This window comes from Halopolyspora algeriensis (assembly GCF_003337235.1).
Lineage (GTDB): Bacteria > Actinomycetota > Actinomycetes > Mycobacteriales > Pseudonocardiaceae > Haloactinomyces > Haloactinomyces algeriensis.
In genome coordinates this window covers 12,733-33,842 of the sequence record NZ_QPJC01000015.1, presented here as the reverse complement: position 1 = coordinate 33,842, position 21,110 = coordinate 12,733, and the positions used below count along the sequence as shown (strand labels likewise).

Sequence of the window (21,110 nt, the reverse complement as noted above, 5' to 3'; positions counted from 1 at the left end):
CGAGCGGAGGAACAGCGACCGCTCCTGCCGCGAGAACCGGCTTGAGGGCGAGGGAGACGGATGAGTGTCATCACCGCGGAACGGGCACTGAAGGAGTTCGAGCCGCTGATCGGGCAGTGGAGACTGGAGGCGATCCCTCCAGGGGGTGAGCCGTGGCCGGGGCAGGCGTGGGCCGACATCGAGTGGCACGATTCGGGCGCCCACGTGATCGAGCGCTCCACGGTGGAGATGCCGGAGGCGCCGAACGGGGTGTCGATCATGGGGTGCGATGCGGCGAACGGGACCTACTACCGGCTGCACTCGGACGATCGAGGCGTGTGCCGCGTCTACGAGATGAGCCTCGGCGGCGGTGAATGGCGATTGTGGCGCGAGGGCCTGCCGTTTCCGCAGCGCTTCGTCGCGAGGTTCGAGGACGAGGGCAACACGATCGCCGGCCAGTGGGAGAAGTCCGAAGACGGCACGCACTTTGAGACCGACTTCGAGCTGATCTACCGGAAAATCACTTGACCCGAACCTCGCGTCGTCACTCGCCGTGGAGCCGGCCGGCTGCGCACGGCAGTGCTGTCGCCGAGGCGGGCACGGTAGCAGTTGCCACCGCCGAAGTGAAGGTCTGGTCGTGCGGGAGGTGTGCGTCTACCGTGTTCTTCTGAACGATCTCGTCGACAGCGGGAGGCGCTGATGGACGATGGAATCGGGTACTGGTTGACGCGGCGTGCCTTCCTGTCGGGGGAGCGCCCAGCGCTGGTTTCCGGGGATCGGCACGTCACCTACGGTGAATTCGATGCGCGTGTCAATGCGCTGGCCCGCGGGTTGGCCGATCTCGGCGTGCGGCGGTTCGACCGGGTCGGGATGCTGTTGCTGAATTCCTGCGAGTTCATGGAAACGCTTTTCGCCTGCGCCAAGCTGGGGGCCATTTGCGTTCCGATCAACGTGCGGCTCGCTTCCTCCGAGGTCGGCTACATTCTCGCCGATGCCGGGGCCGACGTCCTCGTGCTGCACGAGCCGCTTGCCGCCGCGGGACGTGCCGCGCTCGACGAGCCGGGGGTGCGGGTACGCCACACCCTGCTGGCCTGGGGAGCACCCGTCGCCGGCGAGTCGGCCTACGAGGACGTCGTGGCAGCGGGCGAGACCCGGACGCTGGAGATGGACGTGGACGCGAGCGACGTGCACGCGATCATGTACACCTCGGGCACCACGGGCCGCCCGAAAGGAGCGATGCTCACCCACGCGAACACGATCGCCAACGCGCGCAACGCGACGATGATGGGCCGTGGCCTGCGCGAGGACGACGTCACCATCACGGCCGCCCCGATGTTCCACATCGGCGGTCTCGGTGTGCACAGCCTGCCGTTCGTCTACGTGGGTGCCACCAACGTGGTGGTTCCGCGATTCGACCCGGCCGAGATGCTGGCGATGATGGCCGCTCAGCGGGTCTCGGTGCAGTTCCTCGTCCCGGCCATGTGGGCGGCGCTGATGCGAGTGCCCGACTTCGACTCCCATGATCTGTCCTCATTGGAGCTGGCGGTCTCCGGTGGTGCCCCCTGCCCGCTGCCCGTGATCGAGTTCTTCCAAAGTAAGGGAGTGCCGTTCCAGGAAGGGTTCGGCATGACCGAGACGGCGCCTGCGGTGTCCATGTTGGACAAAGACCACGTCAAGGAAAAGAGCGGTTCCATCGGCCGGCCGTTGTTCCACGTCGGGGCGCGCATCGTCGATGAGGACGATCGCGACGTCGCCCCGGGCGTCGTCGGCGAACTCGTGCTGCGCGGCGACAACATCTTCGCCGGCTACTGGATGCTGCCCGAGGCCACGGCCGAGGCGTTTCGCGGAGGCTGGTTTCACACGGGGGATCTGGGCCGTGTCGACGAGGACGGTTTCATCACGCTGGTCGACCGCAAGAAGGACATGATCATCAGCGGGGGCGAGAACGTCTATCCCGTCGAGGTCGAGCAGGTGCTGGCCCGGCATCCCGCGGTGAGCGAGGCCGCGGTGATCGGACTGCCGGACGAGACGTGGGGCGAGAGCGTTGCCGCCGTCGTATCCTGCGAGGCGGGCGCCGAGACCGACGCGCAGGAGCTCATCGCCTTCGCCCGGGAACGGCTCGCGCACTTCAAATGCCCTCGCCACGTCGAGTTCGTCGACGAGCTCCCGCGCAACGCCACCGGCAAGGTCCTCAAAACCGAGCTTCGCCGGTGATACGGCGGGGAGAGCGTCCCCCGCTGATCCGGACTCGCACGGGGAGGCGGTCTGCTCGATCGCGGTCACCGAGCCGGAGGCGGGATCCGACGATGTCCGGGATGGTCGGGGGCCGAGCCGGTCCCCGACCACCCCGATGGAAGGGCCGGCCACCGGGTGTCCGTTCAGGACGGTCGGCGCAGTTCGCGGCGCAGGATCTTGCCGGTGACGGTTTTGGGGAGCTCGTCGAGGAGCTCCACCAGACGCGGGTACTTGTAGGCGGCCAGTTTCTCCTTGCACAGCGCGATGAGTTCCTCCTCGGTGCTCGAGGAGCCTGCCTTGAGGCTGACGAACGCCTTGACGGTCTCCCCGCGGTAGGCATCGGGGACACCGATCACGGCGGCCTCGCGCACGGCCGGGTGCTCGTAGAGGACGTCTTCCACTTCGCGGGGCCACACCTTGTAGCCGGCGGCGTTGATCTGGTCTTTCTTGCGGTCGACGATGTAGAACCAGCCGTGCTCGTCCATGAAGCCGACGTCGCCGGTGTGGAATCGTCCGCCCGGCATCGCGCGTGCGGTCTCGTCGGGCTTGTCCCAGTAGCCGGCGGCGACCTGCGGTCCCTCGGTGACGATCTCGCCGACCTGCCCGACGGCGACGTCGGCGTCGCTGTCGTCGACGATGCGCACGATCGTGTTGGGGACGGGCACACCGACGGAGACGGCCCCGGAATCGGGATCGACGGGAGCGTGTCGGCCGGACGGTACGGCGTGGGACGGGCTGTTGGTTTCGGTGAGGCCGTATCCGTTGCGGATGTAGTGGCCGAACTTCTCCCGGAATGCCTCGATCGCCGCGCGCGGCAGGGGTGCCCCGCCCGAGTAGACCGAACGCAGGCAGGCCAGGTGTTCCCGTGTGACGGTGGTGGTGTTGGTCCAGGCGATGAACACGGTGATCGCGCCGATGGTGAACGTCGCCCGGTGTTCGCGCACCGCCTCGGCGGCGACGGTGGGTTCGAACCGGTGGGTCAGGATCAAAGGTGCCGGGCAGAGCAGGGCGAGTGCCACGTGCCCGATGAGGCCGGTGATGTGGAACAGCGGCGCCACTCCGAAGATCCCGTCGCCGGGGCCGATGCGCATCCAGTCCCGGTACACCTGGGCGTTGAACACCACGTTGGCGTGGGTGTTCATCGATCCTTTCGGGGGCCCGGTCGTGCCCGAGGTGTAGGGCAGGAAGGCGATGTCGTCGGCACCCAGGTCCGGATCCGGAGGGACTTTGCCCTCATGCCGGGAAAGCACCTCGGCCATGTCCAGCGTTCCCGCCGGCCGGCTGCGTTCCACGCCGTCGAACAGGCGCGGGTCGTGGCGGGTCTGGTACTCCAGCTCGGAGGTGGTCATCACGAAGGCCACCGAGGTTTTCTCTCGGCTTGCCGCGATGACGTCCGCGTTGTGTTCCGGGCACACGATGCCCTTGGCGCCGCTGTCCAGCAGGATCGTGTGCAGTTCCCGCTCGCGGTACATGGGATTGACCGGGACGACGACCCCGCCTGCCTTCCAGGTACCGACAGTGGCGATCATGAACTGCGGCACGTTCTGCAGGAACAGAGCCAACCGATCGGACTGGTGAAAGCCCTGTTCGGCCAGGCCGGCGGCGAACGCGTCGGAGAGCCGGTCGAGCTCGGTCATCGTGATGGTGCCGTCGAAGTACTTGACCACCGGCGCGTTCGGCGAGCGCCGCAGCGCGCCGCGAAACATCTCCAGGGCGGTGTCGTGCTCGGGGGCGATGTCGGCCGGGATGTCGGAGTCGTAGAGCGACAGCCAGGGGCGGGTGTCGTAGCTGCTCACGTCTGCCTCGCTTGTGCCGATCAGGACGCGGTCTCGAAGTAGCGGCGCGGGTTGCCCACGAGCATCGTGGTGATCTGCTCGTCGGAGACACCGCGCTCGCGCAGGGCGGGAAGCACGTCGTCGCTGATGTGCCGGTAGTGCCAGTTCGGCGCTGCCTCGGCACGCTGCTGCTCGGGGAACCAGTCGATGAAGCACGAGGTGTCGTGGGAGAGCACGATTTTGTCGGTATATCCGCGCTGTGCCAGGTGCGCGACCGTGTCGACACGCTGTTCGAAGGGCAGCAGCACGTCGAGCCCGAACCGGTCCATGCCCAGCAGGCAACCGGCGTCGGCGAGGCGGGTGAGGTAGTCGAGGTCGGTGCTGTCGCCCGAGTGGCCCATGACGACCTTGGTCAGGTCGACCTCTTCCTCCTGCAGGAGTTTGAGCGCCAGCAACCCGGACTGGTTGTGCACGTTCGTGTGGATCGTGATGGGTGCGCCGGTGCGCCGGTGTGCTGCCGCGACGGCGCGCATGACCCGCTCGACACCGGGGGTCATGCCATCGGCCTCGATGGCGCACTTGAGGAAGGCCGCCTTCACGCCGGTGTCGGCGATGCCCTCGGTGAGGTCCTTGACGAACATCTCGACCATGGGTTCCGGCATGTCGAACAGCTGCCCCGGACCCTGGAAGTGGAACTGGAAGGGCACGTCGTTGTAGGTGTAGATGCCGGTGGCGGGGATGATGTTGATGTCGACCTGCTCGTTGATCCGCTGGATCCGCGGGATGTAGCGGCCGAGCCCGATCACGGTCGGGTCCACGATGGTGTCGACGCCGACGCTTTTCAACTCGCCCAGCTTGGCGACCGCGTCGGCCACGCGCTGTTCCTCGTCGCCCCACTGTTCCGGGAAATTCTGCCGGATTTCCTCGCTGAGCACGAACACGTGCTCGTGCATCAACGTGCTTCCCAAGTCCGCCGAATTGATCGGACCGCGCACGGTGGACACCGATGCCATAGTGGCCCTCCTCACATGTGAGACGGATCCGAAGTTTGTCTCACGTGCCGACCGTGGGTCAAGGTACGGTCCTCTGCTTCTGCTGTCGGAACCGTGGCGGGGGACACGCCGAGCGAGCTCGTGAGAAGGTGCGCACCGATGTCGGAGACCAGGCGGGGCGGGATCGGTCCCCGGGAGGCGATCGATGCCGCGACCGAGTGGTACTTGCGGGGTCGGACGCTGGATCTGTCCGCATTGGCTTTCGACCTCGGGATCGGCCGCGCCACGCTCTACCGCTGGGTCGGAAACCGGGAGGAGTTGCTGGCGCTGATCCTGGCCGAGGCCACCGAACGCACTTTCCGCACGGCTGCCGGGGACGCCACCGGCGCCGGGGGTGAGCTCGTGCTCGACACCCTCGAGAAGTTCATGCGCGCCGTCGCGGATTCCGAGCCGCTCCAGGCGCTGACGCAGCGAGAACCGCTGTTGTTCATCCGGTTGGCCACCACGCCGGGCGCCATCGAGCGGCGGGCGAGTGGCCTCATCGCCGAGCTGCTGGAGGCCGAATCGGTCGCAGGTCGGCTGGCTCTGCCCCTGCCTGCGGCGACACTGGCCGAAGCGATCGTGCGCATCTGCGACTCGCATCTCTACGCCCACCTGCTCGGCGGGGCGGAGCCGGAGATCGACACCGCGATCGCCGTGGTCGCTGTGCTGCTGCGCACCGGCCCGGGCGGGTCGTGCCGCGACGACATCCCGGAAGTGTGAAGGCGGGCAGCGGTGATCGAGTTCGGTGCTGTGGCGAGCAGGGAACCGGACGGACCGATTCCGGGTGAGGGGAGGGAACGCGGCTACCGATGTGGTCGATGTGCCGTGTTCGGTCCTCGGAAGGGGGATTCTACCACCGGCCGATGCCGTCGTCGGGTCGTGGTCAGTGTGCACCCGTAGTGGGGTCGATACCGTACTCGTTGATCTTGCGGTAGATCGTGGCTCGTGAGAGGCCGAGGCTGCGTGCTGCCCGAGTGCGATTGCCGTCGGATTCGGTGAGAGCCCGGACGATGGTGTCGCGTTCCATGGACTCGATGGGGCTGAGAACCCTGCGGTTCTGGCTGTGGCATTCCGGCGGGAGATCGTCGAGGGTGATGGTACCCGCTCTGGTCCGTTTGGTCGCCAGGTGCACGACTTGGCGTAGCTCGGCGACATTTCCGGGCCAGCTCTTCCGCAGTAATCGACGCATCGCCGTCGACGAGAATTGTATGTCGGATCGCTTGGTGACTTGCTGCAGCATCAGCGGCGCGATTTCCTCGACATCTTCGATGTGGTGCCGCAGCGGAGGCACTTCCACGGAGCACGAAAAGACGGTGAGAAGATCATTGAGGGCCGAGGACCGCTTGGCTTCCTTGCTCAGTGTCGCTGTGATCCACGTGTTGGAGTCGTCGCCGGCATGCTTGCGCAGTACGGTGCTCAAGCGCTTGGCCGCCTTGGAACCGAGCTGGTCGAGATGGGCGAACACGATGGTGCCGTCTCGGATTTCGAGTTCGCGTTGTACGTCCTGTATCCAGTTCCGGCTCGAGGTGGCCTCGGCCGCGTCGAAGATTCGTATGTGCGTGTCCGGGGTGTGGTGCAGGTGAACGGCCTGGATCAGTGCGAGCTTGCCGACGCCGGGCTCCCCTTCCACGATCGTCCAATTCCTTTCACGGAAATCGCGGTCCAGCAAGCGGCAGGATTGCTTCCACAGTGGGCCGGACCCGGCGATTCCGGGCAAGGTCGGGGAGTTGGCGAGCGCGGGCACATCGAAGTGCTGCTCGGGTTCGGTGAACTGGAGGCGAGCGAGTGTGCCCGCGTACTGGTGTCCGTGGAGCACCTGCTTGGAGTAGACACGGCAGTGTGCACCGCTGGGGAGGTCGATCTCGCGGGGAGCGCGTTCGGACGTGCCGACCCCGTCGCGGAGATGCTCACTCACGGCGGCCTGGTCCTGTGAGTCGAGCAGCTGCCTGGCTTTGTCGTTGAGCATGAAGATATCGGTGTTGAAGGCCAGAACAGGATCGAGGCAGCGTCGCGAGGCGTGCAGGTACTCGTTGAGCAGAGTGATCTCGCTGCCGCGAGCGTGCGTGAGCAGGGCTGCTTCGATGCTCTGTGCGGCGCTGCGTGCGATCGCCATGAGCAGCGGGTTGGCATCCTCTGCCCAGCAGGTGATGTCCAGGAGGCCTTCCACCTGCCGTGTCGTCGGACTGTACACCGGCACCCCGGCACAGGCCAGCTCGCCGAGCTGCTCGGTGTAGTGCTCTCGCTGGTAAACGTATGTGGCTTGTCCGGATTCCAGCGCGGTCCCGATGCCGTTGGTGCCGACGAATTGCTCGGCGTAGCTGAAGCCCGGGGCCAGCCGGACCGTGTCGAGGTGGCGTTCGAGACCGGATTTGCCGGTCCGTCGATCGAGTACGTAGCCCTTGGCGTTGGTCAGGACGACGCTGACCGGCTGATCGGCGAGTTCTGCTCGCAATCGATCAAGCACCGAGGTCGAGGCGTACACGAGGCGTTGCTCGGTGTCGAGATCCGCCTGGTACGGGGCCGCCAGCCGGTCCGTCGTGACTTTCCATGCTGCTGATCGTTGCCATGAGGCCAAGATGGTCGGTCTGACCACGTCCGGGGCGGGATCGTCCGTGGTGAGGAACTTCTCGCGTGCCAGCGCCAGGTCACTGTTCGACCCGGTGTGTGCACGGTGCTGCTGCGGGAATTCGTGCTGGGATCGGCGAGTCATCGTGAAGCCTCCTCGGGACGGCTGCTCGGTTCGAGCTCGTCGTCCGCCTGGTCTTCACCATGACACAGCACGCAAGTACCGGCAGGAGTGTCTCATATTGAGATGAACACCGGCGAATCCGTGGTGTGTGATTCGAGTCATCCCGGAACCGCGACGACCTTGCCGGGATCACGTCACATGCAGGAGGCACCAGCGTGAGCCGACAGAGTCTGAGCAAAGCTCACCAGAAGATCACGGAGCTGTCGTGGGAGCCGTCGTTCGCCACGCCGGCGCAGCGGTTCGGTACCGACTACAAGTTCGAGAAGTCGCCGAAGAAGGATCCGCTCAAGCAGATCATGCGCTCCTACTTCCCGATGGAGGAGGAGAAGGACGATCGCGTCTACGGCGCGATGGACGGCGCGATCCGCGGCAACATGTTCCGGCAGGTGCAGGAACGCTGGATGGAGTGGCAGAAGCTGTTCCTGTCGATCATCCCGTTCCCGGAGATCTCGGCGGCGCGGGCGATGCCGATGGCCATCGACGCGGTACCGAATCCGGAGATCCACAACGGGCTCGCGGTGCAGATGATCGACGAGGTTCGCCACTCGACGATCCAGATGAACCTCAAGCGCCTGTACATGAACCACTACATCGACCCGGCCGGGTTCGACATGACCGAGCAGGCATGGGCGAACAGCTACTCGGGCACGATCGGTCGTCAGTTCGGAGAGAGCTTCATCACCGGCGATGCGGTCACCGCGGCGAACGTCTACCTGACGGTGGTCGCCGAGACGGCGTTCACGAACACCCTGTTCGTGGCCATGCCGGGAGAGGCCGCGGCCAACGGGGACTACCTGTTGCCGACGGTGTTCCACTCGGTGCAGTCCGACGAGTCGCGGCACATCAGCAACGGGTATTCGATCCTGCTGATGGCTCTGGCCGACGAGGACAACCGCAAGCTGCTCGAACGCGACCTGCGGCATGCCTGGTGGAACAACCATTGCGTGGTCGACGCGGCGATCGGGACTTTCATCGAGTACGGCACGAAGGACCGCCGCAAGGACCGTGACAGCTACGCCGAGATGTGGCGGCGGTGGATCTACGACGATTACTACCGCAGCTACCTCCTCCCGCTGGAGAAGTACGGCCTGGAGATCCCGCACGACCTCGTCGAGGAGTCGTGGAACCGGATCGTCAACAAGTTCTACGTGCACCGGGTGGCGCAGTTCTTCGCCACCGGATGGCCGGTGAACTTCTGGCGCATCGACCCGATGACCGATGAGGATTTCGAGTGGTTCGAGGAGAAGTACCCCGGCTGGTACAACCAGTTCGGCAGGTGGTGGGAGGCCTACAACCGGCTGCGCTATCCGGGGAGGAACAAACCCATCGCGTTCGAGGACGTGGGCTACGAGTACCCGCACCGGTGCTGGTCGTGCATGGTGCCGTGCCTGATCCGCGAGGACATGGTCGTGGAGAAGGTGGACGGTCGATGGAAGACGTACTGCTCGGAGACCTGTTACTGGACGGATGCGGTCGCCTTCCGTCCCACTTACGAGGGTCGTGAGACACCGAACATGGGCCGGCTGACCGGCACTCGGGAGTGGGAGACGCTCTATCACAACTGGGATCTCGCCGACGTGCTCCAGGATCTTCAGTATGTCCGAGACGACGGCAAGACCTTGATCCCGCAGCCGCATCTCGATCTCGACGACGAGAAAAAGCTGTGGACCTTGGACGACATCCGGGGCATTCCCTTCGCCAGCCCGAACATCACGCTCAACGAGATGTCCGACGAGGAGCGCGAGCAACACATCGCGGCCTACCGGGCGAACCCGAACGTGACCCCGTGATCGGCGGGCGAGCGCGGTCGACACCGCTGTGCGGTCGGTGACTCGGGTGGCGGTGCCCGCACGGGACCGGGCGCCGCCACCCGATACCACCCCGGCCGACCGAGGTCGACGCGCACCGTGCGCCGAAAGGAAGTGAGATCATGAGCCAGACTCACCGCGTTCGTTTCGACCCGGTCGACATCGAGATCGAGGCGAACGAGGACGAGACCGTGCTCGATGCCGCGTTCCGGCAGGGCGTGATGCCCCTGCACGGCTGCAAGGAAGGGCAGTGCTCGTCCTGCAAGTCGTTTTTGCTCGACGGCGACCTGCAGATGGATCGTTACTCGACCTTCGCGCTCGCCGACTACGAAAGCGACGAGGGGTATGTCCTGCTGTGCCGGGCACACGCCTACAGCGATCTGGACATCGAGCTGATCAACTACGACGAGGACATGATCCGGGCCGGGCTGCCGGTGGTCACGGTACCGACGCGAGTCGAGGCCATGGAACAGCTCACCCACGACATCACGCTGCTGCGGTTGGTCGTCGAGGGGCCCGATGCGTTCAGGTTCCACCCCGGTCAATATCTCGACATCACCATACCGGGCAGTGACGAACACCGGTCGTTTTCCATGGCGAACCTGCCGCAGGGCCAGGACGGGAAGCTGGAGTTCCTCATCAAGCGCTACCCGGGAGGCAAGTTCTCCGGCCTGCTGGAGGAAGGGCTGTCGGTGGGTGACGCACTCACCACGACCGGGCCGTACGGAACCTTCACCCTGCGGGCCGGCTCCGACCGCAGGGTGGTGTTCATCGGCGGCGGTGCGGGGATGGCTCCCATCCTGTCGGTGCTGCGGCAGATCGCTGCGAAGGGGGATTTCGATCGGGAAGTGGTCTTCTACTACGGAGCCCGCACGCCGGATGACCTGTTTCTGCTCGACGAGATCAGAGATATCGGCGTGCGGATCCCGAATTTCCGGTTCGTACCCTGCCTGTCCGACAGTGACGAGGCGAACTGGAAGGAAATCGGATTCGACGGAGCCATCGGTATGGTGACCGACATCGTGGACGATCGTGAGTCGAAGTTGTCCGAAGCCGATGTCTACATGTGCGGTCCCCCTCCGATGATCGATGCCGGATTGGAGATGCTGGTGGCCCGTTCGGTCCCGCAGGAACAGATCTTCTACGACAAGTTCACGGTCTCCGCCCAAGCGGACTGAGACCGGAAATGGTCGCAACGGGCCGGCACCGGCGGTCCGAGCACCCGTCCGAAGCAATGCCGTTGTCCCCAGGATGGCGAGGAACGATTTCTATGGTCACGCAGGACACGAGTAAGCAACGGAGCTTCCCGAAACCGGAATTCACCGACGCCGAAGCCGGTGCGGTGACCTTCCCGAGCTCCGAGAGCCGAAGTTTCAACTATTTCAGCCCGAAGAAGAAGCGGGCCACGATCTACGAGGATGTCACCGTTGATGTCCAGCCGGACACGGACCGCTACCTCAGTCAGGGGTGGATCTATGCGTTCCAGAACGGACCCGGCGGTTATCCGGTGGACTGGACGGGCCTGAAATCGACCGACTGGCACCGGTTCCGGGATCCCAACGAGGAATGGGAAAAGACGATCTACCACAACAATTCCAATGTGGTACGGCAGATCCAGCAGAACCTGGAGAACGCGAAGAAGGCCGGTGCCTACAGTGGCTGGTCGCGCGGGTGGACCCAGTTCGTGGAAAGACATGTCGGCGCCTGGATGCATGCGGAGAACGGGCTGGGCATGCATGTGTTCGTCGCCGCTCAGCGCTCCGGCCCCACGAACATGATCAATACTGCGATCGCCGTGAACAGTGCGCACAAGATGCGGTTCGCGCAGGACCTCGCCCTGTACAACCTGGACCTCGGCGAGTCGATCGAGAACTTCGACGGCAGCATGCACCGCGATGTCTGGCACTCCGACCCGGTGTGGCAGCCCGTTCGCGAGGTCGTCGAGAACCTGACGGCGGTCGAGGACTGGGCGGAGGCACTGTTCGCCACCAACATCGTCTTCGAGTCGCTGGTGGGCGTGCTGTTCCGCAGCTACCTGGTGATGCAGATCGCCGCCCGGAACGGGGACTACGTGACTCCCACGTTGATCGGGACCGGCGAGAACGATTACGAGCGCGACCTGAGGTACACGCGCGAACTGTTCACCATGCTCACCGGTGATCTGGAGCACTCCACCGCGAACAAGCGATTGCTGCAGGAGTGGGTGAACAAGTGGGCACCGCGATGCAGCAGGGCCGCGCACGAGCTGCAGCCGATCTGGTCACAACCGCAGGAAAAAGTGGTCATGTTCAACGACTCGTGGAGTGCCGCTGTGGACGGGTTCCGGAGCGTGCTGGCCGAGTTCGACCTCGAGGAGCCGAAGGAGATGGCGAAGTGAGCACGAGAGAGAATTTTACGGCCAACGAGACCGCATCGGAGCTGTGCGGTGTGACTTTGATGAACAATCAGAACGGGCACGTCGTCGCCGAGATCATGGCCGCCAAGGACGGTGTGGAGGTGGATCACCTCCCGTCCATGATTCGGGTCGACGGCCGCGGGAAGCTCGTCTTCGATTTCGCGGAGATCACCGAAGAGCTCGGATTCGATTTCGATCAGTCCGATTTCGAGGAGATCATGTCCACGCACTACGGACGTATGGTGCATCTGGATGACAAGACCGTGCTGTTCGCCAGACCCGAGGATGCTGCGGAATACATCGACTTCGATCTGAAGCCGATCAGATAGAGCGGACCATTCGGCTGGGGGTGGACGTCGGGGCGCGGGTCTGTTCGCTGTCCCGCGCCCCGGCGTCGGAACACAGCCGGATTCACCGGTGCCGATGTTGTGAGGTGCGCTGCTCGGCGGATCACTCGGCTTCGGAAGAACACAAGCACCCGGACGAGGTGGTCGCCGTTTCACGAGAGGAGCGCTGTGCAGAATGGAAACCCGGGTCCATACCCCTCTCCTGGACGAGGTCTGGGAGGTACTCGACGGGATCCGCCCACCGGGTGAGGAACATACCCTGACCGAGTTGGGACTCGTCACCGCGGTGTCGACCAACGGCGCGGTGATGCGGGTACTGCTGCGTGTGCCCACCGCTCTGTGCTGGGTTCCCGGCGGCGGTGAACTGCTTGCCGAGCTCGAGAAGTCGATCCGCAACGTACCGTCGTTGAGCACGGTCGAACTGTATGCGAAGCCGAGCTGGCCGGCGTGGTCGGCAGCGGACCCGAACCACGCGAGGAAAACGTCTTTCGAATACCCCCTGGGTCCGGAGCTGCTTTCTCAACATTCCACCTGTGTCGAAAGTGCGTTGACGGAACCACGCCGGGACGGGTGGATGATCGACGGCCTTCGGCAGCAGTTTTGTGCACAATTCCGGGCTACCGAGGACCGACCCGACAAAGTCCGAGTGATCATCCGAGCGCGGATCCGGCCGGAGACGAACCCACTCGAGGCCGCTTGAGAATCTCGGAACAGCTCGTTCCTTCCTTGCTGCCGCGACGAAACAACGAATCAGAAGGACGATGCAGACATGGCAAAGGATCTCCGCTTCAACGTAGAGGCACGGCAACTGCTGGTGAGCGGCGTCGATGCCCTGGCCGACGCCGTCAAGGTGACGCTGGGTCCGAAGGGGCGCAACGCGGTCATCGAGAAGCTCACCGGCCCGCCCAGCATCACCAACGACGGGGTGACCATCGCCCGGGAGATTCACCTGCGCGATCCGTTTGCCGACATGGGAGCGCAGTTGGTCAAGGAAGTCGCCAACAAGACCAACGGGGTGGCCGGTGACGGCACGACCACGGCCACGGTGCTCGCGCAGGCGTTGGTGCACGAGGGGCTCCGCGCCGTGGACGAGGGAGCCAACCCGATGTTGCTGAAATCGGGTATCCAGCAGGCTGCGAACGCGGTGATCGACACGCTCAGAGCAGGAGCTCGGTCGGTCAGCGGCAAGGAAGACCTCGCGCATGTGGCCACGCTGTCGGCCAACAACGACCCGGAGGTCGGCGAGATGATCGCGATCGCGATGGGCCGGGTGGGCACGACCGGGGTCGTGACCGTCGAGGAGTCGCCGACCTTCGGGCTGGACGTCGATTTCGTGGACGGGATGGAGTTCGACCACGGCTACATCTCGCCCTACATGATCACCGACGAGGATCGGATGGAAGCGGTCTTCGAGGATGCCTACATCCTGATGACCAACGAGAAGATCACTCACGTGCAGGAGCTGATGCCGGTGCTGGAGCAGGTCACCCGCACCGGAAGACCGCTTGTCGTGCTCGCCGAGGACGTGCAGGGGCCGCCGCTGGGCATGCTGGTGCACAACAATGTGCACGGCACCTTCAAATCCGTGGCCGTACGTTCCCCGGGATTCGGACACCGGCGACTGCAGCAGCTGGGCGATATCGCCACGCTGTGCGGGGGCGAGGTCATCAGCAAGGAGGCCGGTCTGCAGCTGGAGTCGGTCGCACTCGAGCATCTGGGGCGGTGCGGCAAGATCACGGTGACCGAAAACAGCACCACCATTGTCGACGGTGCTGGTGAGGAAGCCGGTGTGAACGCTCGGATCGAGCAGCTCAAGCGGGAACTCGAGCGGGCCGAGAATCCCCACGATCAGGATTCGCTGCAGGAGCGGATCGCGCGCTTGTCGGGGTCGGTCGCCGTCCTGCGGGTGGGGGCCGCGACCGGGGTGGAACTCAAGGAGAAGCAGCACCGGGTCGAGGACTCGGTCTCGGCCACCCGGGCAGCCATCGAGGAGGGAATCCTCGCAGGTGGTGGTACCGCGCTGGTCAAGGCCGCCGCCGAGCTCGGCTCGACCGGCCTGACCGGTGACGCGGCCCGGGGCTACGAGATCGTGCGGCGCTCGCTGATCGAACCGCTGCGCTGGATCGCCATCAACGCCGGTTACTCGCCCGACGAGGTGCTCGAACGCGTTGCCGACTCCCCGGGTGGGGAAGGGTTCAACGCGTTGACCGGCGAGTACGGGGACATGTACGGCTTCGGTGTCATCGACCCGGTGAAGGTCACCCGGTCCGCGCTGGAAAGCGCCGCCTCGATCGCTTCGCTGCTGTTGACCACCGAAACTCTCCTGGTCGAGGAGAACCTGCAGAATCCCGGCTCGATCACCGCTCCGGGGTTCGGAGATCTCGCCGAAGGAATGGTGCGCCCCTCCAATATCGCGTGACCCGGTGTTCAACGGGCAATCGTGTGAGTCTGGTGCTGAGGTCCGTGAGCTGCCGGCCTGCGGGCCGGTGGGAAAGCTCGTGGGGTCTCGGGCGAGTCGCGGCGGTCGGGACCCCACGAGCGCGTGTGACCGCGGCGTCCGGCACTCACACGCTCCCCACGATGGCAGCGCGGGCAGGAACGGCGCAGCCGCGACTGCGGTGAATCGGACACGACAGTCCCATCGAGCAAGGAGTCAATGTGAAAGCGGTACGAGTGCACGCCTACGGCGAGCGGGCACACCTCGAGTCCGTTCCGGACCCGGTGGTCAAAAACCCGCTGGATGTGCTGGTCGAGGTCAATGCGGCGGGTGTGTGCCGCACGGATCTGCACATCATCGAGGGCCAGTGGGCCGACAAGAGCGGGGTGTCCCTCCCCTACATCATCGGTCACGAGAACGCGGGCACGGTCCGCGAGGTCGGCGCGGCGGTCAGCAACGTGCGGCCCGGTGACAAGGTCATCCTGCATCCGCTGGTGACCTGCGGGTTGTGCCGCGCGTGCCGGTCCGGCGACGACGTGCACTGCGAGAATTCGCTGTTTCCCGGCATCGACAGCGATGGTGGGATGGCGGAGCTGTTGTTGACCAATGCGCGGTCGGTGGTCAAGCTCGACGCGGGGTTGGCGCCGGCCGATGTGGCCGCGCTGGCCGATGCGGGGCTGACGGCGTATCACGCGGTGCGCAAGGCGGTGCCGCTGTTGTATCCGGGCACGCAGGTGGTGATGATCGGCGCCGGCGGGCTCGGTCATATCGGGCTGCAGTCGTTGCTGGCGTTGACACCGGCCGAGGTCACGGTGGTGGATCGCTCGCCGGAAGCGTTGCGGCTGGCCACCGAACTCGGTGCGCACCACACGGTGACCGCCGACGGTGCGCAGGTCGACGCGGTGCGCGAGATCACCGGCGGCGCGGGTGCGCACGTGGTGCTGGACTTCGTCGGCGAGTCCGGCACCGAAGCCGAGGGCGTGGCGATGACGCGCGATGCGGGCTCGTATTTCGTCATCGGCTACGGCGGCGCGGTCAATGTGCCCACCATCGACATCATCTCCCGCGAGATCAACGTGATCGGCAACCTGGTGGGCTCCTACAACGATCTCGACGAGCTCATGACGCTGACCGCCCAGGGCAAGGTGTCCTTGCGCACCCGCACCTACCCGCTGGATGCCGCCCTCGACGCGCTCGACGATCTCGATCACGGCCGCCTTCCCGGGGGCCGGGCCATTCTCGTTCTCTGACCACACCGAGCCCCACCCATCGCCGAAAGGCAGGACAGCAACATGTACACCAAGGACGGCGAGCAGTACTTCATCGTCGACAGCCACATCCACTTCTGGGACGGCACTCCGGCGAATCAGGCCAACCGCTACGGCGAGGGCTTTCTCAACTGCTTCTACGACTACCACCGCAACCTGAGTCCGGAAACGGAGCTGTGGTCGCTGGAGCACTTCCAGAAGCAGACCGAAGCCGACCTGATGCACGACCTGTTCGAGGTCGGCTACGTGGACACGGCGATCTTCCAGCCGACCTACTTGACGGACTTCTTCGTCAACGGGTTCAACACCACCGAGCAGGACGGGGCGCTGGCCGAGAAGCACCCGGACAAGTTCCTCGTCAACGGCGCCTGGGACCCCCGTGACGGCGAAGCCGGACTGGCCGCACTGGAGCAGCTGGTCGAACGCTGGCAACCGCGGGGCGTCAAGCTCTACACCGCCGAGTGGAAGGGCGAGTCGAAGGGTTGGAAGCTGTCGGATCCGTGGTCCTACCGCTACCTGGAGAAGTGCCGGGAACTGGGAATCCGCAACATCCATGTGCACAAGGGCCCGACGATTTACCCGCTGAACCGGGATTCCTTCGACGTCGCCGATGTCGATGAGGCGGCCACCGCATTCCCGGACCTGAACTTCATCATCGAACACGTCGGGTTGCCGCGGCTGGAGGACTTCTGCTGGATCGCCACCCAGGAACCCAACGTCTACGGCGGCCTGGCGGTGGCGATGCCGTTCATCCACAGCCGGCCGCGCTACTTCGCCCAAATCATCGGCGAGCTGCTGTACTGGCTCGACGAAAACCGCATCACCTTCGCCAGTGACTACGCCATCTGGACGCCGAAGTGGCTGGTGGAGAAGTTCGTCGATTTCCAGATTCCGCCGGACCTGCAGTCCGAGTACGGGGTGCTCACTGCCGACATCAAGCGCAAGATCCTCGGCCTCAACGCCGCCCGGCTCTACGACATCCCGGTGCCGTCCGAGGCGCGCGTGTCCGAACCCGCCGTGCACGCGGCGGTCGGCTCGGAAACCAATGAGGAGGTGTTGACATCGTGACCACGACTGCCGTGGGCCCGGAGTCCGCCGTGTGGCGGGCTCTGGGCACCGTGCTCGATCCGGAACTCGACGAGCCCATCACCGACTTGGACTTCGTGGCGTCCCTGGAGGTCCGCGATCACGAGGTGTTCGTGGACCTGAGGCTGCCGACCTACTTCTGCGCCCCGAACTTCGCCTACCTCATGGTCGCCGACGCTCACGATGTGCTGACCGGGTTGCCCGGAATCACCCGCGTGCGGGTGCGCTTGCTCGACCACTTCGCCGCCGACGAGATCAATGCCGGAGTGGCCGCCGGCGACGGGTTCGACGCCTCCTTCCCGGGGCTGGCCACCGGGGAACTCGACGAGCTGCGTCGTACTTTCCTGCGCAAAGCCCACATCGCCTACCAGGAAAAACTGGCGAGTCGCTTGCTGCGTTCCGGCTGTACACAAGAGGAGCTGGTGCGCGTGCGCCTGCGGGATCTCGAGGACAGCCGGGAGTTGGCGAAGCTTCGCCGACGTCGAGAGCAGCTCGGTCTGCCGAGCCAGGACGACGCTCCTCTTCTCCTCGATGACAGGGGCGAGCCCGTCGAGGTGGACACGCTGCCGGTGCGGTTGCGCTTCGCCCGCACCACCCGCGTCAGTATCGAAGCCAACGCCGGCTGGTGCCGCGGACTGCTGTCCACCCGCTACGGCGGCGAGGACCGTGACCTCCACCCTCGACAGCTCGAGTGACCGAGCCGAGACGGGCATGCCCCGTCATCCCTGCCCGTTGATGTCGAGACCTCCGGGGCGCCGGACTCGGCTGTTCACACCCCACCCGGGGGCCTCGGCGAAAAGACCGCTGTTGCGGTCCGTGGAAGCAGAGCCTGTCGCCTGTCCTCCGCGGGCCGCTGCTGCGGCCGGCGCGATTTTCGGTTTCGAGGAACGGCGGAGCGCACGACCGATCCGGTTGCTGTGCATGAATCTGCAGATCCCACCAGCTACCGCAGCGGGCACATGGGTGAGTCCCCGATGAGGGGCGCGCCGAGGACGGGGTGTCGACGATCCACACGACGAGAGGAGAGTTATGCGACAGCGCACGTACGTCGCCGAGGTCGGGGAAGTCAATGCTGCCCTGCTCGCGACCGCAAGCCGCACCGCGTGGCTTGCGCCCGAATACCGTCCTCGCGACCTGGGGGACGGCCGTGTCGCCTTGAGCGAACTCGCGCTCGGTGCCTCCCGCGAGCTGGGGGAGGAGGAAGACGGGGCCATCACCGATGACGCGGACGGCTTGCAAATCTGGATCGGCGACGACAGCTATGAATTGATCACCGAATAGTCGTCGGGAGCCATGAGGATGCTGACGCGCGGAGCATGAAGATGTCGTGCACATGGCTCATGTCTCCGGAAGTGGATGTGAACAGAATGAACGAGAAGTCTTCGCCTTCCGGCGTGAAACCGCCCGGCACCGTGCGGCAGCTGCAGACATCGGCGGCCCTGTCCCTGAGGGATCTGGCAGCGATCTTCGAGGACATGACAACGGTCGTCGATTGCTGCGAACAGATCCTCGTGAGGCTGACTCGGAGCGAGGCAGGTCTGAGCGATATCACCGTGGAAGCCCTCTGGACGACCGCGCTCATCTCGTATCGGCGGTGCTTTGTTCCCGGCCCGCGAGGCATGGGTCTGACCGAGGAGGACGTGGAGGCGACCGGGATGCGGGGAGAGGTCGTCGAGTGGCACAAGTTGCTGGAAAAACTGGGAGCGCATCACGTGGACGCCGGCGCCACCTCTCGGGAGACGTTCGTCGTCGGGATATCCCAGGATTCCGGTGGTAACGCGAACGGTGTCGCGATCACGTCCGCGCCGCGGCCCCGACTCGACGAGACGACTGTTCGACAGACCGGTCACCTTGCTCTCGAACTGAGTCGGCTTGTCGACGAGCGCATCAACAGTCACCAGGAGACCGTCTACAACGCAGCGCGGGCCATGACCGCGGACGCGCTCTCCTCGCTACCGGTTGTCCCAGTGGCCGGTTCCGAGTCCGCCGACAGTGGTTCGCCCGAGTAATCGTGCTCGTCCGCAGTGTTCGAGTAGTGGCCGGGAATCGGGGAGCGCACTGATGGCACGGGAGATCACCAGCGTCGAGGTTTCCGAGCGAAGGATGGACCCCACTCGACGCCGTCCGTCGGCTCCCGCCTGCCGGCCGTGGTGACCGGCCGTCGCGGACAGCGCGGCCGGCGCCGGTGTAGGACACTGGGCAGCACGAAGCGGGGGTGTGCACGGGGGCGGCGGTGGACGAAACCCCGGCGTGTCGCTCGCCGCGCCACCGAGATCGGCGCCGCCGAACACGTGGTGTTCGGCGGGCTCGTGTAGGAGGAGGCGGGAGGGTTCCTGCGCCGGAGTATGGCGAGGAACATTCCGCCACAGTTACGCGATCGCCGGAACTGGGGCGAGATCCGCTCCTGGGCCGCTGGGATCGCGCAGGCATGCGGTTGATCTTGTCACCGGCCACATCCGGCAGGGGGTGCATCCATGAGTGAGGACACCGCGGGAATCGGCCCGACCGGTCCCACGCAGCAGCCGTACCCGGTGCGTTTCGACGTGGACTACCCGGACCGCGGTCTCGACCGTCTCAGCACGGCCTTCCGGTTGATCGTGGCCATCCCGATCCTTGTCGTCCTGGGCACCGTCGGTGGCCAGGCGCAGCAGATCGACACCGAGTCGGGCGCCGCGGTCGTGTCCGCCGCAGGCGGATTGCTCTTCGTGCCGCCGCTGCTGATGCTTCTGTTCCGCCGGAAGTACCCGCGATGGTGGTTCGACTGGAATCGCGAGTTGCTGCGGTTCGTCAACCGGGTGATCGTCTACCTGGCCCTCATGGACGATCGGTATCCGTCCACCGATGAGCACCAGTCGGTACGGCTCGATTTCGACCATCCGGACGCTCGCGCTCTCAACCGCTGGCTACCGCTGGTGAAGTGGCTGCTGGCCGTTCCGCACTACATCGTCTTGTTCTTCCTGGATATCGCGGCGGTCGTGGCCGTGGTCGCGGCGTGGTTCACGATCCTGTTCACCGGCCGCCATCCCCGAGCATTGTTCGACTTCCTGACCGGAGTGGGACGTTGGCACAACCGCGTCGTCGCGTATGCCTGGATCCTCGTCACCGATCGTTACCCGCCGTTTCGGTTGGCTCCTTGACGTCCTCGCGGCTTCGCGAGGGGGGCGGACTTTCCGGGTTTACGGTGCGGAATCCGGCAGCAGACGCAGCAACTCGAGGACGGGGCGCCCCGGGGTGAGCGGTGACTGCTGTCCGTTCGCGGGGAGGCCGGCGCGGATGGCCAGTTGGGGGTATCTCACGCCGCCCAGTACCTCCTGACGAAGCGAGTCTCGCGTCTGTTCGACCTCGAAGGCTTCACTGAGGGGACTGCTGGCCAGTCCCCTCAGCGTGGCAGTGCACAAAACACCCGGCTTGTCGCCGCGCCGGCCATGAGAGGGGCATCCGGAGCGCCGGTGGTGGTGCTCACCAGCAGGAGAGTGCCCGCGGTGCGTGCGGATCCGATTTCCTCGTGGATCGCTGCAGTGCGCCCGAAGTCCCGCAGCACCAGATCGCCGTACTGCGTACCGGGCTGGGGTTCGCGACCGTGGTATGCCTTCGGGCTCCGCGGCGCTGCGGCCGGTCCAGGAGGCCGGTTCGTCGCGGTAGTCGGTGAGGTGCTGTGCAAAAGGCCGCCTTGACGAAAGCCGTGGCCAACGCGTACCGATGCTCACCTGTGACGATCTGAAGACGTGCTTCCGGGAAATCACCGGTCCGCACGAGTTCGTCGAGGGTGTGCGAGGGGATTTCCCGCGCGGAGTACTGGCTGCGGTCGGTGTGCCGGGAGTAGGCCGCTCCGGCCAGGGCGAGTTCTTCTTCGGACGGTTCTGCCCACGTCGATACCTCGACGTCGGCAAGCCGGTCGGGTGCGGCAGGATCCGGCAGCCAGCGCATTCGCACGCGCCATCCGAGCGCGAATCGATCATGAAGACTTCCCGCGTGCCGTGCCGGGCGGTGTGGCCGG

General features: G+C 65.4%; 19 protein-coding genes. 15 read left to right on the top strand and 4 right to left on the bottom strand.

Going from position 1 to position 21,110, the window contains the following annotated elements; genetic code table 11:
• Positions 1-60: 60 nt before the first annotated feature.
• Both DFQ14_RS18930 and DFQ14_RS18925 read left to right on the top strand, forming a co-directional pair.
• Complete coding sequence (locus DFQ14_RS18930) at positions 61-507, top strand: hypothetical protein (RefSeq protein ID WP_114454674.1); 447 nt, start codon at positions 61-63, stop codon at positions 505-507.
• Positions 508-678: 171 nt separating this feature from the next.
• Positions 679-2,193, top strand: a complete 1,515-nt coding sequence (locus DFQ14_RS18925) for an acyl-CoA synthetase (RefSeq protein WP_114454673.1) — start codon at positions 679-681, stop codon at positions 2,191-2,193.
• Positions 2,194-2,357: 164 nt separating this feature from the next.
• Here DFQ14_RS18925 and DFQ14_RS18920 read toward each other — a convergent pair whose 3' ends face one another.
• Positions 2,358-4,010, bottom strand: a complete 1,653-nt coding sequence (locus DFQ14_RS18920) for an AMP-binding protein (protein WP_114454672.1) — start codon at positions 4,008-4,010, stop codon at positions 2,358-2,360.
• 20 nt (positions 4,011-4,030) lie between these two features.
• On the bottom strand, positions 4,031-5,002 hold the full coding sequence (locus DFQ14_RS18915) for a phosphotriesterase family protein (RefSeq protein WP_114454671.1): 972 nt from the start codon (positions 5,000-5,002) through the stop codon (positions 4,031-4,033).
• 138 nt (positions 5,003-5,140) lie between these two features.
• Here DFQ14_RS18915 and DFQ14_RS18910 point away from each other — a divergent pair, with 138 nt between their 5' ends.
• Complete coding sequence (locus DFQ14_RS18910; protein WP_114454670.1) at positions 5,141-5,743, top strand: QsdR family transcriptional regulator; 603 nt, start codon at positions 5,141-5,143, stop codon at positions 5,741-5,743.
• A 163-nt stretch (positions 5,744-5,906) separates the two neighbouring features.
• On the opposite strand, the gene DFQ14_RS18905 is transcribed toward DFQ14_RS18910, so the two are convergent.
• Complete coding sequence (locus tag DFQ14_RS18905) at positions 5,907-7,733, bottom strand: sigma-54-dependent Fis family transcriptional regulator (protein ID WP_114454669.1); 1,827 nt, start codon at positions 7,731-7,733, stop codon at positions 5,907-5,909.
• A gap of 194 nt (positions 7,734-7,927) precedes the next feature.
• Here DFQ14_RS18905 and DFQ14_RS18900 point away from each other — a divergent pair, with 194 nt between their 5' ends.
• From DFQ14_RS18900 to DFQ14_RS18845, 12 genes are all read left to right on the top strand, one after another.
• Positions 7,928-9,562 (top strand): ferritin family protein, encoded by a 1,635-nt coding sequence (locus DFQ14_RS18900; protein ID WP_114454668.1) that lies wholly within the window; start codon positions 7,928-7,930, stop codon positions 9,560-9,562.
• 140 nt (positions 9,563-9,702) lie between these two features.
• Positions 9,703-10,758, top strand: coding sequence for an FAD-binding oxidoreductase (locus tag DFQ14_RS18895; RefSeq protein WP_114454667.1), 1,056 nt, complete (start codon positions 9,703-9,705; stop codon positions 10,756-10,758).
• Between the two features lie 92 nt (positions 10,759-10,850).
• Positions 10,851-11,957, top strand: coding sequence for an aromatic/alkene monooxygenase hydroxylase subunit beta (locus DFQ14_RS18890; RefSeq protein ID WP_114454666.1), 1,107 nt, complete (start codon positions 10,851-10,853; stop codon positions 11,955-11,957).
• Positions 11,954-12,304 (top strand): propane 2-monooxygenase effector subunit MimD, encoded by a 351-nt coding sequence (mimD, locus tag DFQ14_RS18885; RefSeq protein ID WP_114454665.1) that lies wholly within the window; start codon positions 11,954-11,956, stop codon positions 12,302-12,304. The genes DFQ14_RS18890 and mimD overlap by 4 nt, the downstream gene beginning before the upstream one ends.
• Positions 12,305-12,497: 193 nt before the next feature.
• Entirely contained in the window at positions 12,498-13,022 is a 525-nt protein-coding gene (locus DFQ14_RS18880) for a hypothetical protein (protein WP_114454664.1), read from the top strand.
• A 69-nt stretch (positions 13,023-13,091) separates the two neighbouring features.
• Entirely contained in the window at positions 13,092-14,741 is a 1,650-nt protein-coding gene (gene groL, locus DFQ14_RS18875) for a chaperonin GroEL (RefSeq protein ID WP_114454663.1), read from the top strand.
• A gap of 239 nt (positions 14,742-14,980) precedes the next feature.
• Positions 14,981-16,009, top strand: a complete 1,029-nt coding sequence (locus DFQ14_RS18870; protein ID WP_114454662.1) for an NAD(P)-dependent alcohol dehydrogenase — start codon at positions 14,981-14,983, stop codon at positions 16,007-16,009.
• Between the two features lie 42 nt (positions 16,010-16,051).
• Positions 16,052-17,095, top strand: coding sequence for an amidohydrolase family protein (locus DFQ14_RS18865; RefSeq protein WP_114454661.1), 1,044 nt, complete (start codon positions 16,052-16,054; stop codon positions 17,093-17,095).
• Positions 17,092-17,808 (top strand): iron-sulfur cluster assembly protein, encoded by a 717-nt coding sequence (locus tag DFQ14_RS18860; RefSeq protein WP_114454660.1) that lies wholly within the window; start codon positions 17,092-17,094, stop codon positions 17,806-17,808. Before DFQ14_RS18865 ends, DFQ14_RS18860 begins: the two co-directional genes overlap by 4 nt.
• A 334-nt stretch (positions 17,809-18,142) precedes the next feature.
• Positions 18,143-18,394, top strand: coding sequence for a hypothetical protein (locus DFQ14_RS18855; RefSeq protein ID WP_114454659.1), 252 nt, complete (start codon positions 18,143-18,145; stop codon positions 18,392-18,394).
• Between the two features lie 86 nt (positions 18,395-18,480).
• Complete coding sequence (locus tag DFQ14_RS18850; RefSeq protein ID WP_246195647.1) at positions 18,481-19,122, top strand: hypothetical protein; 642 nt, start codon at positions 18,481-18,483, stop codon at positions 19,120-19,122.
• A gap of 465 nt (positions 19,123-19,587) precedes the next feature.
• Entirely contained in the window at positions 19,588-20,250 is a 663-nt protein-coding gene (locus tag DFQ14_RS18845) for a DUF4389 domain-containing protein (protein ID WP_114454658.1), read from the top strand.
• A 322-nt stretch (positions 20,251-20,572) separates the two neighbouring features.
• On the opposite strand, the gene DFQ14_RS18840 is transcribed toward DFQ14_RS18845, so the two are convergent.
• Positions 20,573-21,040, bottom strand: coding sequence for a hypothetical protein (locus DFQ14_RS18840; RefSeq protein WP_114454657.1), 468 nt, complete (start codon positions 21,038-21,040; stop codon positions 20,573-20,575).
• Between the last annotated feature and the right edge of the window lie 70 nt (positions 21,041-21,110).